The 15,764-nt window shown below is 66.3% G+C and carries 15 protein-coding genes; 6 read left to right on the top strand and 9 right to left on the bottom strand.

All coding sequences use genetic code 11. The annotated features are described in order from the left end of the window. The first annotated feature begins 13 nt into the window (after positions 1–13). The 5 genes from ACTHQS_RS19380 to ACTHQS_RS19360 are packed head-to-tail and all read left to right on the top strand — an operon-like array spanning position 14 to position 4,767. Entirely contained in the window at positions 14–757 is a 744-nt protein-coding gene (locus ACTHQS_RS19380) for an SDR family NAD(P)-dependent oxidoreductase (RefSeq protein ID WP_440172115.1), read from the top strand. 49 nt (positions 758–806) lie between these two features. Continuing rightward, on the top strand, positions 807–1,127 hold the full coding sequence (locus tag ACTHQS_RS19375; RefSeq protein ID WP_110542213.1) for a 2Fe-2S iron-sulfur cluster-binding protein: 321 nt from the start codon (positions 807–809) through the stop codon (positions 1,125–1,127). Positions 1,128–1,129: 2 nt separating this feature from the next. Then, positions 1,130–2,431 (top strand): NAD(P)/FAD-dependent oxidoreductase, encoded by a 1,302-nt coding sequence (locus tag ACTHQS_RS19370; RefSeq protein ID WP_440172113.1) that lies wholly within the window; start codon positions 1,130–1,132, stop codon positions 2,429–2,431. 39 nt (positions 2,432–2,470) lie between these two features. Next, a complete protein-coding gene (locus ACTHQS_RS19365; protein ID WP_440172111.1) occupies positions 2,471–3,241 on the top strand; it encodes an HD domain-containing protein in 771 nt (256 codons plus the stop codon). Further along, entirely contained in the window at positions 3,238–4,767 is a 1,530-nt protein-coding gene (locus tag ACTHQS_RS19360) for an aldehyde dehydrogenase family protein (RefSeq protein WP_440172109.1), read from the top strand. The genes ACTHQS_RS19365 and ACTHQS_RS19360 overlap by 4 nt, the downstream gene beginning before the upstream one ends. 145 nt (positions 4,768–4,912) lie before the next feature. Here the strand turns inward: ACTHQS_RS19360 and ACTHQS_RS19355 are convergent, their stop codons facing one another. From ACTHQS_RS19355 to ACTHQS_RS19340, 4 genes are all read right to left on the bottom strand, one after another. Further along, entirely contained in the window at positions 4,913–5,485 is a 573-nt protein-coding gene (locus tag ACTHQS_RS19355; RefSeq protein WP_440172107.1) for an MOSC domain-containing protein, read from the bottom strand. A gap of 125 nt (positions 5,486–5,610) precedes the next feature. After that, a complete protein-coding gene (locus ACTHQS_RS19350) occupies positions 5,611–7,980 on the bottom strand; it encodes an ATP-binding cassette domain-containing protein (RefSeq protein ID WP_440172212.1) in 2,370 nt (789 codons plus the stop codon). A gap of 113 nt (positions 7,981–8,093) precedes the next feature. Further along, complete coding sequence (locus tag ACTHQS_RS19345; RefSeq protein ID WP_440172105.1) at positions 8,094–8,513, bottom strand: VOC family protein; 420 nt, start codon at positions 8,511–8,513, stop codon at positions 8,094–8,096. Beyond that, a complete protein-coding gene (locus ACTHQS_RS19340; RefSeq protein WP_440172103.1) occupies positions 8,510–8,959 on the bottom strand; it encodes a helix-turn-helix transcriptional regulator in 450 nt (149 codons plus the stop codon). The genes ACTHQS_RS19345 and ACTHQS_RS19340 overlap by 4 nt, the downstream gene beginning before the upstream one ends. Before the next feature lie 254 nt (positions 8,960–9,213). On the opposite strand from ACTHQS_RS19340, the gene ACTHQS_RS19335 reads away from it, so the two are divergent. Further along, positions 9,214–9,603: a CBU_0592 family membrane protein gene (locus ACTHQS_RS19335; protein ID WP_440172101.1), complete on the top strand. Its 390-nt coding sequence runs from the start codon at positions 9,214–9,216 to the stop codon at positions 9,601–9,603. A 67-nt stretch (positions 9,604–9,670) separates the two neighbouring features. On the opposite strand, the gene ACTHQS_RS19330 is transcribed toward ACTHQS_RS19335, so the two are convergent. The 5 genes from ACTHQS_RS19330 to ACTHQS_RS19310 form a co-directional block, all read right to left on the bottom strand. Continuing rightward, positions 9,671–10,306, bottom strand: coding sequence for a PAS and ANTAR domain-containing protein (locus ACTHQS_RS19330; protein WP_440172100.1), 636 nt, complete (start codon positions 10,304–10,306; stop codon positions 9,671–9,673). Between the two features lie 198 nt (positions 10,307–10,504). Beyond that, complete coding sequence (locus ACTHQS_RS19325; RefSeq protein ID WP_440172098.1) at positions 10,505–11,854, bottom strand: MFS transporter; 1,350 nt, start codon at positions 11,852–11,854, stop codon at positions 10,505–10,507. 148 nt (positions 11,855–12,002) lie between these two features. Then, entirely contained in the window at positions 12,003–12,800 is a 798-nt protein-coding gene (locus ACTHQS_RS19320; RefSeq protein ID WP_440172096.1) for an IclR family transcriptional regulator, read from the bottom strand. A 91-nt stretch (positions 12,801–12,891) separates the two neighbouring features. Then, entirely contained in the window at positions 12,892–13,629 is a 738-nt protein-coding gene (locus ACTHQS_RS19315) for a fumarylacetoacetate hydrolase family protein (protein WP_440172093.1), read from the bottom strand. Between the two features lie 17 nt (positions 13,630–13,646). Next, positions 13,647–14,699: a D-2-hydroxyacid dehydrogenase gene (locus ACTHQS_RS19310; protein WP_440172090.1), complete on the bottom strand. Its 1,053-nt coding sequence runs from the start codon at positions 14,697–14,699 to the stop codon at positions 13,647–13,649. Positions 14,700–15,764 lie beyond the last annotated feature (1,065 nt).

Below are 15,764 nucleotides of genomic sequence, written 5' to 3'. Positions count from 1 at the left end.
TTCCGCGCAAGGCATGAATGCGAGGACTGTCCTCATCACGGGAGCCGCCGGCGGGCTGGGAAGGGCGTTCGCGCTCGGCTTCGCCGGCCGCGGCTACCGGGTGGCGGTGGCCGACATCAACCTCGAAGGTGCCGAGCAGACCGCCAAGCTGGTCCGGGAAGCCGGCGCCCGCGCCGCTGCCTTCGCCGCCGACGTGACCGACCTGGGCTCCACGGAGCAGCTCGCCGCAAGCTGCGCCGAGTTTGGAAACGGGCGCATCGACGTCGTCCTCAACAACGCGGCGGTCTACGCGGGGGTGACCCGCAGCCGCTTCGAGGACATCGATCCGGCCGAGTGGGACTTGGTGATGAACGTCAACCTCAAGGGACCCTGGCTGGTGACCCGCGCCGCGAGCCCCTACCTGGCCGAGGGTGGCCGCGTCATCAACCTCTCCAGCGCCACGATCTTCAGCGGCTCCGAGCAATGGGCGCACTACGTCGCCTCCAAGGGCGGGGTGGTGGCCCTCACCCGGGTCATGGCCAAGGAGCTGGGACGGCGTGGGGTCACGGTGAACGCGATCGCCCCGGGTTTCACGCTCACGGAGGCCAGCTACGGGCTCATGGAAAACGCCGAGAACTACGGCGTGGACCGCGGCGCTATCAAGCGGGCCAGCCAGCCCGAGGACATCGTGGGCGCCGCCCTGTTCCTCGCCGGGCCGGACAGCTCCTACTACACCGGCCAGACCATGGTGGTGGACGGCGGCCGTCAGTTCATCTGACCGGCCACCCCCGCCACCATCCAACCAACTTCAACCAAGGAGGACCACAATGCCAACGGTTCACTTCACCGACGCAGAAGGCACCGTCCGGGACGTCGAAGGCAATGCAGGCGATTCGGTCATGGAAACCGCGGTGCGCAACGGCGTCCCCGGCATCGTGGCCGAATGCGGCGGCTCGCTGTCCTGCGCCACCTGCCACGTCTTCGTCCGCGAGGACTGCGCCTCGCAACTGCCCGCCATGGAAGACATGGAGGACGAGATGCTCTACGGCACCGCCGTGGACCGTGAGGACAACTCCCGGCTGTCCTGCCAGCTCCGCCTGACGGAGGAACTGGAACTGTTCGTCACCACCCCCGAAACCCAGGTGTAACCGTGGGAACGCAGGCAGTGGAGCAGGAAACCGCATCGGCCACGGTTCCCACCCGGACGGGGCTCCTGATCATTGGTGCCAGCCAGTCAGGTGTACAGCTGGCAGTATCGCTGAGGGCGCTGGGCTTCGATGAACACATCACCCTGCTGGGGGACGAGGACCACCGCCCATACCAGCGGCCGGCGCTGTCCAAGGAGTTCCTGCAGGGCACCGTGGAAAGCGAATCCCTCATCTTCCGGTCCAACGACTACTGGGCCGAGCACAACGTGGACCTGGTCAAGGGCGAATACATCGTCCGGATCGACAAGGAAGCGGACGGCTCCGGAGTGGCACATGCGTCCTCGGGCCGGGAGTTTCCATTCAAGCGGCTGGCCCTCACCGTAGGCGCCCGCGCCCGGAAGCTGGAGATCGACGGCAGCGGCCTGGACGGTGTGCTCTACCTCCGCAACGCCGACGACGCCCTGGCCCTGAAGGCAAAAGTGGGCGACGCCACGGATGTGGTGGTGATCGGCGGCGGGTTCATCGGCCTCGAGGCCGCGTCCAGCCTGCAGAAGATGGGGAAAAATGTCACCGTGCTCGAGTTCGGGCCGCGCCTGGTGGGCCGGGCCGTGGGGGAGGAGACCGCCGAATACTTCCTGCAGGCCCACCGCTCCCGGGGCCTGGATATCCGCCTTAACACCAGTGCCGGGCGCTTCACCGCAGACGACGGCGGCACCCGGGTTGCCGCCGTCGAACTCCAGGACGGGACGGTACTGCCGGCGCAGATCGTCCTGATCGGCATTGGCGTCATTCCCAACACCCAGCTGGCAGAGCAGCTGGGCCTGGCCGTGGACAACGGCGTGGTGGTGGACCGGTTCGCGCTGGCCTCCGACGGCACCACGGTGGCCGTGGGGGACGTCGCCAACATGCCGAACCCCGTTCCCGGCACCGAGCCCGGGGAGCGGATCCGGCTGGAAAGCGTCAACAACGCGATCGAGCACGCCAAGGTGGCCGCCTACTCGCTGACCGGACGGCGCGAGGAATACGCCGGCATCCCGTGGTTCTGGTCCAACCAGGCGGACCTCAAGCTGCAGATCGCCGGGCTGTGCAACGGCTACGACCAGACCGTGGTCCGGAACGACCGGGAACGCGGCAAATTCAGCGTCCTCTACTACCGGCAGGGCCGCATCATCGCCGCGGACTGCGTGAACGCACCGCTGGACTTCATGGCCGTCAAGAACGCGCTCGCCAAGGGCCTCAACATTCCCGCCGAGGCCGCGGCAGACCCCGGCACCCAACTCAAGACCATCACCACGGACAGCTAACTGCACCCAGACAGTAGGTTGGCCAACCGAAGGAGCATTATGAGCACCCCCAAGACGCCGTTTGCCCCGGCGGAGCCCGGCACTGCCGCCGGCAGCGCCCCCGGCGCCGCAACGGACACGGACGACGCGCTGGCCGATGCCTTCGCCGCCGAATACAGCGTCCGCCCCATTCCCGCCCATGGTCCCGTGGACACCACCCCCATCGCCGGCACCCCCGCGGCCCTGGATTCGCTCGACGCGCTCTGGAAGGCCGTGGTCCACGAAACCAGGACCCGCGGCAACGACATCCACCTGCCCATCTCCCTTGCCTTCGCCGAACGGCTGTGCCGGGCCTACCCGGACGCGGATGCAGAACTGGTGCGGGTGGCAACGCTGCTCCACGACACCGGCTGGGCGCACGTGGATGAGTCCCGGATCCTTTCGGAAGGGTTTACGGGGGACTGGCGCAAGGCCACCATCCGCTATGAGCACGAGAAACAGGGCTGCGACGTTGCCCGCCGGGTCCTTCCCGGCCTGGGTTATGCCCCCGGGTTCGTGGAGCAGGTCTGCGCAATCATCGACGGCCACGACACCAGGCCCGTGGCCCGTTCGCTGGAGGATGCACTGATGCGCGACGCTGACAGGCTGTGGCGATTCGACCACGCCGGCATCGCCCTTGCCTCCTCCTGGTTCGGCATGGATCCCGCCACCTACACGGACCGGCTGGCCACCGAGATCATCCCGGAGCTCATCACTGAGGCTGCCCTGGACATGGCCACCGCGGACCTTGCCAGGTCCAATGCCCTGCTGAAGACGGCGGTGATCCGATGACCTCCGCCGCGCATGACGCACCGGCTGACGCACCGGCCCTGGCCACACGGTCCGGCCTGGCCCTGCCGCACACCCACGTGGACACCATCTACGTCGACGGCGCCTGGCAGCCCTCCCGGGGCACCGGCCGGAACCCGGTCACCGACCCCGCCACCGGCGAAGTCTGGGGCTCTGTCCCCGACGGCACCCCGGAGGACGTGGACGCCGCCGTCGGCTCCGCCCAAAAGGCTTTCGACGGCGAATGGCCCCGGCTGGCGCCGTCCGAGCGGGCCGCCTACCTGCTCCGGATCGCCGATGAAGTGGAGAAACGCGCCGAGGAACTCTCCCTGACCAATTCCCGGGAGAACGGATCCCCGGTGGCCGAATCCTCCGGTGCCGCCGCCAACGCCGCCGGCATCCTGCGCTACTTCGCCACCCTGGCCGGATACCTGGAACAGGAGGACGTCCGTCCCTTCCCCCGCGGCGGCGGCGAATCGGTGGTGCGGCGCGATCCGCTGGGCGTGTGCGCGCTCATTGCCCCGTGGAACTTCCCCATCAACCTGGTGATGATCAAGCTGGCGCCGGCGCTGCTGGCCGGCTGCACCGTGGTGATCAAACCGGCGTCGCCCACCCCGCTGTCCATCCGGGTGATCATCGATGCCATTGCCGCTGCAGGCGTCCCGGCCGGCGTCGTCAACCTGGTCACGGGCTCCGGCCGCCTGGGCGACGTGCTGGTCAAGCACCCCGGGGTGGCCAAGGTGGCGTTCACAGGCTCGACGCCGGTGGGCCGGAAGATTGCCGCGGCCTGCGGTGAGCTGCTGCGCCCGGTCACGCTGGAACTGGGTGGGAAGTCCAGCGCCATCGTGCTGCCGGACGCGGACCTGGACGCCATGTCCCGGGTGCTCATCAAGTCCTCCATGCGCAACACCGGGCAGACCTGCTACATCTCCACCCGCATCCTGGCCCCGGCCAGCCGGTACGACGAGGTAGTGGACATGGTCACGGCCACCATCGCCGCCGGGAAACAGGGCGACCCCCTTGATCCCGATACGGTGTTTGGCCCCTGCGCCACCGAATCGCAGTACCGGACCGTCATGGAGTACGTCGAGTCCGGGCGGGCTGAAGGCGCCCGCGCCACCACCGGAGGGCGCCCTGCCTCGCTTGCCGCGGGGTTGGAGAACGGCTACTTCGTGGAGCCCACGGTGTTCGCCGACGTCACCCCGGACATGCGGATAGCCCGCGAGGAGATCTTCGGGCCGGTGATCACCATCCTCAAATACAACGACGCCGGCGGCAGCGTCGACGAGGCAGTGGCGCTGGCGAACAACACCGAATTCGGCCTGGGCGGCCTGGTGTTCGGCCGGGACGAGGACGCCGCGCTCGCGGTGGCGGACCGGATGGACACGGGATCGGTGGGACTGAACTTTTTCGCCTCCAACCACGCCGCCCCGTTCGGCGGCCGGCACGACTCCGGGCTGGGCACCGAGTACGGGATCGAGGGCCTCAACGCCTACCTGAGCTACAAGTCCATCCACCGGAAAAGGTAGGGTGCGGAAGCGTCACGCCGGGCATGCTTTCAGGCAGTGCACGACGGCGGGATCCCGGGTTTCCGGGGCTTCCCCGCCTCAGGTGGGCCGTAAGCGTGCCGTGCGTGACGCCGTCGTACGCTTGGGCCCCGGGGGAGCCCCTTGGCTACGGGAGCCTTGAGGGCCGGAGGACGCTCGCCTCGCCTGCCTGCGCCGGGTCCAGCGGCACGGGGCTGACCAGCACGGCCGGGCCGCGGTGCAGCAATCCGCTGGAGACGGCCCGGCAGCGGATGCCCCCGCGGCCCCGCATGGCCGGATGGGCACCGGGCGCCAGCATCTCGTTCATCCACGCGCAGGGCTGGGCATGCCGGCCGCCATGGAGGGTCACCGAAGAGCCGCAGGACTCCAGCACGAAGTCCTGCCCCAACAGTGGGACCAGCTGCGCTCCGCGCAGCACCACGTTCCGGCGGGTCAGCAGGGGATCGAACGGCGCCGCGCCCAACTCCGCGGCGATGGCTTCCAGCGACTCGACGGCCAACAGGGTCACCGCGGCGTCCATGTGCGCCGCCTTCCCGAAGAACCGGTCGCCCACGATGCCCTTGCCGGCCACCACCTCAGCCTGCGGAGCATCAGTGGTGGGAACGTCGGCGGCACCGTCCCGGGCACGGCCGAAATAGGCGTGCGCGGGGGACACCAGCAGATGCAGGATCTCGACGTCGTACCGGAACTTTTGGGGCATACGGCCAGCGTAGGCCAGCCCGGCATTGAAATCCCGCCGTCCTGGTGGCCACCCGCTGCTGCCGGGCATCCTGCTGGCCGCGGCTTCCGCCGGTGCACCCTGGGCGGTCCTGCTCTGGGGCGGCTCTAGGCACCCACATACGTTGCCAGATGCTGGCCGGTGAGCGTGGCCCGCCCCGCCACCAGGTCGGCCGGGGTGCCCTCGAAAACGATCCTGCCGCCGTCGTGCCCTGCTCCGGGACCGATGTCGATGATCCAGTCACCGTGCGCCATCACCGCCTGGTGGTGCTCAATGACGATCACGGACTTGCCGGAGTCCACCAGCCGGTCCAGCAGCCCCAGCAGTTGCTGGACGTCCGCCAGGTGCAGCCCCACCGTGGGCTCATCCAGGATGTAGACGTCCCCGGACTCCGCCATCTGGGTGGCCAGCTTGAGCCGCTGGCGCTCGCCGCCGGACAGGGTGGTCAGCGGCTGGCCCAGGGTGACGTAGCCCAGGCCCACATCCGCCAGGCGTTCGAGGACTTTGTGGGCGGCGGGCGTCTTGGCTTCACCGTCGGCGAAGTACGCCAGTGCCGCGTCCACCGACAGGTCCAGGACGTCGGCGATATTCATGCCGCCCAAAGTATATTCAAGGACGGCGGGCTGGAAGCGGCGCCCCTCGCAGTCCTCACAGGTGGACTCGACCGTGGCCATCACACCCAGTTCGGTGAAGATCACGCCGGCGCCGTTGCAGGTGGGGCACGCGCCCTCCGAGTTGGAGCTGAACAGTGCCGGCTTCACGCCGTTGGCCTTGGCGAAGGCCTTCCGGATCGGCTCCAGCAGCCCCGTGTAGGTGGCCGGGTTGCTGCGCCGGGAGCCCTTGATGGCGCCCTGGTCGATGACCACCACGCCCTCCCGCTTTGCCAGCGAGCCGTGGATCAGGGAGCTCTTCCCGGAGCCGGCCACGCCCGTCACCACGCAGAGCACGCCGAGCGGCACATCGACGTCGACGTCCTGCAGGTTGTTCGTTGAGGCGCCCCGGACCTCGAGCGCGCCGGTGGCCTTCCGGACGGAGTCCTTGACGCGGGCGCGGTCGTCCAGGTGCCGGCCGGTGATGGTGCCGCTGGAACGCAGCCCGTCCACATCGCCTTCGTAGACAATCTCGCCCCCGCCGGTGCCCGCTTTGGGGCCGAGGTCGACGACGTGATCGGCGATGGCGATCATCTCCGGCTTGTGCTCCACCACCAGGACCGTGTTGCCCTTATCCCGCAGCTGCAGCAGGAGCGTGTTCATCCGCTCGATGTCGTGGGGATGCAGGCCGATGCTGGGCTCGTCGAAAACATAGGTGACGTCCGTGAGGGAGGAGCCCAGGTGGCGGATCATCTTGGTCCGTTGCGCTTCCCCTCCGGAGAGCGTGCCGGCGGGACGGTCCAGCGACAGGTAGCCCAGGCCGATCTCGGCGAACGAATCCAGCAGGTCCCGCAGCCCGGCGAGCAGGGGCCGGACCGATGGTTCATCCAGTTCCCGGATCCACTGGGCCAGATCGTTGATCTGCATCGTACAGAGGTCCGCGATGTTCCTGCCGTTGATTTTTGAAGCGAGCACGTCGGGAGTCAGCCGGGTGCCGCCGCAGTCCGGGCAGGTGGCGAACGTGACGGCGCGCTCCACGAACCGCTTCACGTGCGGCTGCATGGCCTCCACGTCCTTGGACAGCATGGACTTCTGGATCTTGGGGATGACGCCTTCAAACGTGAGGTTGACGCCTTCCACCTTGATCTTGGTGGGCTCCGCGTACAGCATCGTGTCCAGCTGCTTCGCCGTGAACTTGGCGATCGGTTTGTCCATGGGCAGGCCCATGCCCTCGAAGAGGCGGCCATACCAGCCGTCCATGGAGTAGCCGGGAACGGTGAGCGCGCCTTCATTCAGGGACTTGGAGTCGTCGTACAGCGCCGCCCTGTCAATGTCGCTGATGTTCCCCATGCCTTCGCAGCGCGGGCACATCCCACCCAGGTAGGTCACCTGGCGGACCACGTTCTTTTCCACCCGGCCCCCCTTTTCGGTGCTCATGATGCCGCTGGCCTTGCGGGTGGGGACGTTGAAGGAGAAGGCCGTGGGCGGGCCGACGTAGGGTTTACCGAGCCGGCTGAAGAGGATCCGCAGCATGGCGTTGGCGTCGGTGGCGGTGCCCACGGTGGAGCGCGGATTGGCGCCCATCCGCTCCTGGTCCACGATGATGGCCGTGGTCAATCCCTCCAGCCGGTCCACGTCCGGCCGCGCCAGGTTGGGCATGAACCCCTGGACGAAGGCGCTGTAGGTTTCGTTGATCATCCGCTGCGACTCCGCGGCGATGGTGGCGAACACCAGCGAGCTCTTGCCGGAGCCGGACACTCCCGTGAACGCGGTGAGGCGCCGCTTGGGCAGCTCCAGGCTCACGTCCTTCAGGTTGTTTTCCCGGGCGCCCTCCACCCGGATCAGGTCGTGGCTGTCTGCAACGTGCCCCGTCTGCCTGGTGTCCATGTCTGCTTCCGTGCTCAAGGTGTCCCCCTTCTTCCTGGAGCGGCACCGGAGGGGAAGCTGCGCTGGCAGCCGCCCTCCGGCGTCGTCCGTTATATACGTGTCTGTTTATATGCCTAGGGCTGCTGGTTGATGCGGACCGTATTGCCGGCGGGGTCGCGGAACGCGCAGTCGCGGATGCCGTATGGCTGGTCGATGGGTTCCTGCACCACGTCCGCGCCGGTTGCCTCTACCTTGGCGAACGCGGCGTCCACATCGGGGGAGGAGAGGACGATCGTGGCATAAGTGCCTTTGGCCATCATCTCGGTGATGGTGCGGCGCTCACTTTCTGTGATGCCCGGGTCCACGGCCGGAGGGTGCAGGACGATGGAAACGTCCTTTTGGCCGGCGGGGCCCACGGTGATCCAGCGCATGGTGCCGCGGCCCACGTCGTTGCGGATTTCGAAGCCGAGCGCGTCGCGGTAGAAGGCGAGGGAAGCGTCGGGATCGGTGGCGGGAAGGAAGGTTGAGGAAATGTTGATGTCCATATCAGTCATGCTAGTGACGGCTCACGGGCCGGCGCTTCTCGATTCCTGACCGGTCTGGTCACCTGTTTCGCCACGCACGCCGGGATTCCCGCCGTCGCCTCCGCTGCCTCCTGTTTGTAGACGCTCGGCGGCATGCCTACCAGTTCACTGAAGCGGGTGCTGAAGGTGCCCAGCGAGGAGCAGCCGACGGCGAAGCACACGTCCGTGACGCTGAGGTCGCCTTTGCGGAGCAGCGCCATGGCCCGTTCGATCCGGCGGGTCATGAGGTAGCTGTACGGGGATTCGCCGTAGGCCAGCTTGAAGCGGCGGCTGAAATGGCCAGCGGACATGTGCACGTCCTTCGCCAGCGATTCGACGTCCAGCGGCTGCGCATATTCGCGGTCCATCCGGTCTTTGACGTGCCTCAGCTGGGTGAGTTCGCGGAGGTACGGGTCGGAGACGGGACTGCTGGTCACAGCTTCGATCGTGCTACGCGCCGGGGGTCTTGTCCAGACGTGGGGAGTATCACGTTTCGCCGGTAAAAGCGGTGCCCGGGCGCGGGATATGATTATGCCGCCGGCCAGCGTAAGAGGTCCTCGCCCGAACAGGGCTCGAGTCAACGCAGAGCTGGATGATGCAGGTTCTTATGGAGCGGCATCCGGCAAAACCCAACCTTGAACCACCTCTTAAGCCCTGCCCTGATACTGCGCAGGCACCTTGGAAGGACGCCATGGAACTGCTGTGGGAAATTGCCGGCTGGGCAGGCGCGGTTGCGATTCTCAGTGCTTACCTGTCTGTTTCCATGGGGTGGCTGAAGGCCGGGAAGGGCTTCCAGACGGCCAACCTGTTCGGTTCGGTTGCCTTCATCATCAACGGGACCCTGCACGGCGCGTGGCCCTCAGTGGTCACCAATGTCGCCTGGTTCCTGATCTCTGCCGTGGCGCTGGTCCGCATGCGCTCGGAGGAAGCTGCCGCCGAACCGGCAGAGGTTGCGCATGTCCAGTACCCCGGTGTCCCGGACTCCACCGGCCAGATGGCCGTCGTCGAGGCGTTCACCGATGCCCTGCCCGTTGTCGGTTCCGGGCCTGTCCTGGCTGATGGGCCCCGGCTGGCCCTTTAGGCGGACGACGGCGGTCCACGCCGTCGCTGCTCCACTGTCCTGTGAAAAGGGTGGTACTGCCCCGCAGTTACAGGAGGGGATGGCCTTTGTTCTCCGGCCCGCCGGCGCGGCTGGTGGCGCGGTCCACAATGTCCTGGGCAACGGCATAAACCTTGCGGTTCGTGTCCTGGCTAAGTTGGCTGATGAGCTCGTAGGCCCGATCGGCAGTGACACCAGTGCGTCCCATCAGGATGCCTTTGGCCTGTTCGATGACCGCGCGGTTCAGGGCGGACGCGGCCACCGCCTCGGTGGCCAGCTGGTGCCGGTCCGTGTGGATGGAGGTGGTGAGGTCAACCACCACACCCCAGACGCCGATCGGTGTGGTTCCGTCCAGGATGTAGTCCGCGGAGTAGAGCAACTTGTGCTGGCGGTCCTTGCGGTCCCGGATGGACACATAAATGGACGACGGGCCGCCGTGGGAGGCCACGTGGTCCCAGTAGGCCTGGACCCTTGGCCTGTCTTCGGGCTCGACGTGGGGGAGCACCATCTCAACGGAAGGGACCACTTCGCCCCGTTCATATCCATACATGCGGTACAGCCCGTCCGACCAGCGGAAGATGCCGTCCGCGAAGTAATACTCGACGAATCCTGTGGGGCAGTTGAGGAAGTCGGCGTGCGGGGCTTTCCCTGGCGTGGATCCTGGGTGTGCGCTGCTTGGAATCAATGGCGGGCCGTTCGACGTGCTGTGTCCTGCCTTCTCCTGGACCGGACGGGAAAACAGAATATAGCAGGCCGCCAGCCTTCGAACTCGTGGACCGGTGCCAGAGTGGCCCACTTTTGAAGGCAGGAACGACTGCGGGACCCCGGGTTTCCGGGGTCCCGCAGCTCAATGATGGGCCAGTTGGGGCGGCGTTGCCGTTGTTCAGCTGGCGTCCTCCACGAGCACCAGGTCGCGGCCGTTGGTTTCCGGGGTGAAGAACGTGGCAGCGAACGAGATCGCGGCCAGGACCAGCGAGTAGAGCGCGGGCACCAGCCAGGAGTGGTTGGTTGCCGCCAGCAGCGCCACGCCGATCATTGGGGCGAAGCCGCCTGCGAGCACCGCGGATAGCTCACGACTCAGGGCCACGCCGGTGAAGCGGTGCTGGGACCCGAAGAGCTCCGGGAGCAGCGCGCACTGCGGGCCGAGCATGGACTGCACGCCGAGGGCGATGCCCACCACCATGACCGCCCAGACCAGGGCCACATTGCCCAGCGTCACCAGGTAAAAGGCCGGCAGGGCGATGACGGCCTGGAAGAGCGCGCCATAGCGGTAAACGGGGACGCGGCCGAAACGGTCGGACAGGGCGCCGAAGGCAACCACCAACACCGCTGCGAAGCCCGCGGCGATCAGCAGGCCGGTGGGGCCGATGAACTTGTCGCCGGGGAAGACGCCGGCCGGCATGCTGATGAAGGACACCAGCAGCGCGGAGTAGATGGACGAGTTGCCGTTTTCGCCCATGCGGAGGCCAATTCCGACCAGAACGTTCTTCTTGGAGTGCTTCCAGATCTGGCCCACCGGGTTCTTGACCACCGCTTTGTGCTTTTCGAGTTCCTGGAAGACCGGGGTCTCCTTGAGGCGGAGGCGGATGAAGACGGCAATCGCGATCAGGATGATGCTGGCCAGGAACGGAACCCGCCAGAGCCAGCCTTGTAGGACCTGCTTGTCTGCCAGTGCCATCAAGGCAAAGGTCCCCGCACCCAGGAGGGTTCCCAGCTGGATGCCAACGAATGGGAGGGAGGCGAAGAAACCACGACGGCGGCGCGGGGCCACCTCGGAGATCAGGGTGGTGGCGCCTGCCTGCTCGGCGCCGGCACCCAGGCCCTGCAGGATGCGCAGCGTCACCAGGAGTACCGCTCCCAGCATTCCCGCCTGTTCAAAAGTGGGCAGCAGGCCGATGGCGCAGCTGGACAGGCCCATCAGGCCGATGGTCAGGATCAGCACCATCTTGCGGCCGAAGCGGTCCCCGATATGTCCGAACACCACGCCGCCGAAGGGCCGTGCCGCGAACCCGACGCCGTAGGTGGCGAAGGAGGCGATGACCGCTCCGCTCTCACCCAGCGGGGCAAAGAACAGCGGGCCGAAGATCAGGGCCGACGCAAGGCCGTAGATGTAGAAGTCGTAGTACTCCAGGGCGGACCCCACGGAGCTGGCAAGTGTTGCCCTTCGCAGCTGGTCCGGATCGACGACGGCGCCGTCCGCAGTGGCCTGCGGTGAGTTAGTACGAGTTGTCAAGAGAACTCCCTCTAATGCACTCCAGGCCCCCGTTGGCCTGGTGGGATAGCGACAACACCTGTTGTGCCGATCACTATGCTGAACACAATACAGCAAGCTGAACAGCTGGCAACAGTTTTTGGTTTTTGAATTCCTGGGGCTGGTGGAGTTAGCCCATGGGGTTGCCCAGCGAATGGGCAAGTTCCTGCAGTTCCTTGACCATCTGGGACCCCTGCTCAGGGGTGTACGTGGCTTTGAGCGCGGTCACGGACAGGCCCAGGCTGGGGCCATGGGCTCCGCGGGTGGGGACGGAGACGGCCAGGCACACTACGCCGGTGGTCGATTCCTCGTCCTCGAAGGCGAAGCCCTGCTCGCGGATCTCCTTCAGCTGCGCCTTCAATTCCGCGCCGGTGCGCAGGGACTTGGGGGTGAGCGCCGGCAATTCGGCGTCGTCCGGGAACATTTCCTCCAGGTCATGGTCACGCAGCCGCGCGATCAGGGCCTTGCCCACGGCGCACAGGGACACCGGCATCTTGTCGCCGATGTTGGACGTGAGCCGTACCGCGGGGTGGCCCTCATACCGGGCCAGGTAAATAACGTTGGTGCCATCCAGCATGGCGATCCGCACCGTTTCGCGGGAAAGGACGGAGGCCTGCTCGCAGTAGCGGTAAAACTCCTGCACCTCGTCCATCCGGCCGAGATAGGCGGCGCCGAGTTCCACCAGCTTGCGGCCCAGCATGAACTCCGATCCCTGCCGGCTGATGAGCCGGGCCTCCTCCAGTGCCAGCAGGAGGTTGGAGGTGGACGACTTGGGAATTCCCACCTCACGCGAGAGGTCGCTCAAGGTGAGGCGGCCGGTCGCCGAGGCGGCGAGGGCATCCAGGACGGCTGCTGCCCGGGTAACGGCCGGCGCCGGCGAGGTGGCTCCCGGCTTGTCGGATGACGCGGGGATATGGGAATCGGCCATGATTCTCCTTAGGTCGCCAAGGCAGAGTGCGGTTGCGTTCAGTCAACTGAACGCAATCCATCATAAGTGCCGCGTTGGCTCACTCTGCCCGTCAGGCCACGACGCTGCTCAGGGTGCCGATGCCCTCCACAACGATGTCCACCCGGTCCCCAGGCTCGACGGGTACCACTGTGGAGGGTGCTCCCGTCATGACCACATCCCCGGGTTCCAGGGTCAGCCATGAAGTGACGTAGACGAGGCAGTCCACCACCGAGGAGGGGAGGTTGAAGGTTCCGGAGGTGGCCTGGGCTGTCCCGTTGACGTAAACGTCGATGGCCACTTTTTCGGGATCCGGGATTTGAGTTTCTATCCAGGGGCCCAGGGGTGTGTAGTTGACGCCGGACTTGCCTTGGAAGTTCCGCTCGTCCACCGCGTTCTGGTCCACGTTGGTGACGTCGTTGACGCAGGTGTAGCCGAGGACGTGCTCCAGGGCGTTCCCGGCGGTCAGGTGTGTGGCGGCCTTACCGATCACGACGGCGAGCTCACCCTCCGCGTTCACCGTCCCGTGGTCCCTGACTGCGGTAATGGCGTCGCCGGGTCCGGCGACGGTGTGGACGGACTTATGCCACGCCTGGATGGGCAGGGGGTGGTCATTCAAGGTCCGGTTATGTCCAATGCCAAGGACGACGGCGGGCGTCACCGGGGCGAGGAATGTGGCCTCGCTGTTTGCGGTGGTGCCGCCGGTGTAGCGGAGAACTTCCTCAAACGGGTCAACGATGTGGTCCCAGCCGCTGTCGCGTTCAACGGCGTACTGCGGGCCTGCTGCTGTATTTAGTCTTGCGATGCGCACCTGTTCTCCGCCGCGTCCTAGTAGAAGTGGACCGTGTCCACGAGGTGGGGGAGGTCCCCGCCGTCGAGGAACGTCCGGAGGTTGCTGCAGAACCGTTCGGTGATGAGGCGGTTCTCGGCGGCGCTGAGGGCCGAGGTGTGCGGCGAGACCATGACCTTGGGATGGTTCCACAGGGGGCTGTCCTGCGGCAGTGGTTCCACGGCGAAGACGTCGAGGCAGGCGTAGCCCACCTGGCCGTTGTCCAGGGCCTCCAGCAGCGCCTCCTCGTCCACCACGGTTCCGCGGCCCACGTTGACGAAGGTGGTCCCGGGCTTCATGGCGGCGAACAGGTTCCGGTTGAACAGCTTTTCCGTGTAGGCGGTGCCGGGCAGGGTGTTGACGACGGCGTCTGCCGTGGCCAGGAGGGCGGGGAGGCCGGCGTTGTCCACTACCTGGCCGATTCCGTCGATGGGCTCCACGGTCCGCTTGGTGCCGCTGACCTTCATGCCCAGTGCCCGCGCGATCCGGGCGGTTTCCAGTCCGATTTCACCGAGGCCGCTGATGACCAGGTCCGATCCGTTGACCAGCCGGGTGGGGACCCGGAGGCTGGGCCAGGCCTTCGCGGCCTGGTCCTGCGCAAGTTCGGCGCTGCGCTTGAAGCCGTTCAGGATTCCCATCGCTGCAAACTCTGCGAGGGGCAGGGCATGGACCCCGGCGGAGGTGGTGATCTTAAACTTTTGCAGGATCTCCTGGCCGAGCCCGGATGCCTTGACGGCTCCGCCCGCGCCGGCTGCCATGGCATGGACCCACTCCAGTCTGGGGTTTTCCTTTGCGGTGCGGGCGAGGCCGTTAGGGCTCTCGTTGGGAAAGCCGTACAGCACCTCGGCGCTGTTGAGCATGGCCCAGTAGCGGTCTTCCTGTTCCTTTGTCCGTTGAAAGGCGGGATCGCCTGCATGGTCGGCTGGGAAGCGTTCCGGCGGCAGGAGGTCGGGCTCATAGAGGACGGTGATGGAGGGGTCGATGGCACGGATCTGGTCCACAAGCTCGGCTTCGAGCGGGACGGCGATGGCCACGGTCTTGGTGAAGGTCATGCGTACAGCATAGTGTCTTTCGTTCTACAGGTTGAACAGAACGTCGGCGACTTTGAGCTCCGTCCTCCTGGATATCCCGGAAGCGAAGCGGGCGCTGGAAAACAATTCTGCGCCCAGGCCAAGTGAGCGAAGAGGCTGCCGTGCGGTCAGGCGCCTCCTTCCGCGAGCTTTCCCCCCTGCCGTCGCCAATAACGCCGTTTCAGGGGTTGGGGGTGCCAGATACAATCTGCGTTCTTCTGCCCTACCAGCCGCCGCGGTCTTACGTGAACACGCAGAGATGCGGGAAAGAGTGCAGCCAAAAACCCCTATCCCTATCCAAGGAGCCGCGTCGTAAACCCCGTACTTACCTAAAGCGGATTGATGTTGCTGGAAAAGCGGGTACCGGCTACTCAGGACTCCCCTAGGGGGCGGACCATACGCTCTACGGCATGGGGGAGACTAAAGGGCCATGCGCAGTTGGTGCTTCGTACGAAGACCGCATCGTCCAGAAGATTGTCATCGCCTGCGGGCACACCGTTAATCACACCATCGGCAGCCTCGTGCGGGTACCCTGCTTCGGCCTGGTTGAGGTGCAACAGCCCTGCAGGGAAAAAGACGCCGCTGTGGGTCCCCGTTCGCCGCCGTCTTGGAGGATCACCGGGATGCTGAACGTGGACAGCAGGACAGGTCCCACGACATCAGCCGGTTTGCCTCCCCGCTTGCGCCCGCCCTTGAGATGGCCTTAACGAGAAAACACCACTTTCCGGACTGGCCGCGGTTAAAGCTGCAAAACAGACAGGTATAAACAAAGATCGGAGCCCTCATGCCAACCTACAACGAACGTGCGCGGTTGCTGACGCGCAAGACTTCCTGGCCTTTCGTCAGATGGGGTGGCAGCGGCACGGCTGGTCTTCGACAACGCAGGTGGCGGAACCTGCGGCTCCACGCGCTGCTGACAGCCCTTCTGGTTGCATTGAGCGCAGCGGTCGTGCCAGTCGCCGCGTCGGCCGCCACGGGTGATGTTGGTGTTGAGGGTCCGTCGCATTCGGGGACGGGGACTCCGACGGGTACGAAGCGGGCGACGAG

The sequence above is a fragment of the Arthrobacter sp. SAFR-044 genome, from assembly GCF_051965175.1.
Taxonomy (GTDB): Bacteria; Actinomycetota; Actinomycetes; order Actinomycetales; family Micrococcaceae; genus Arthrobacter.
Note: the sequence above shows the minus strand (reverse complement) of the source record. Positions and strands in the feature narration are given on the sequence as shown.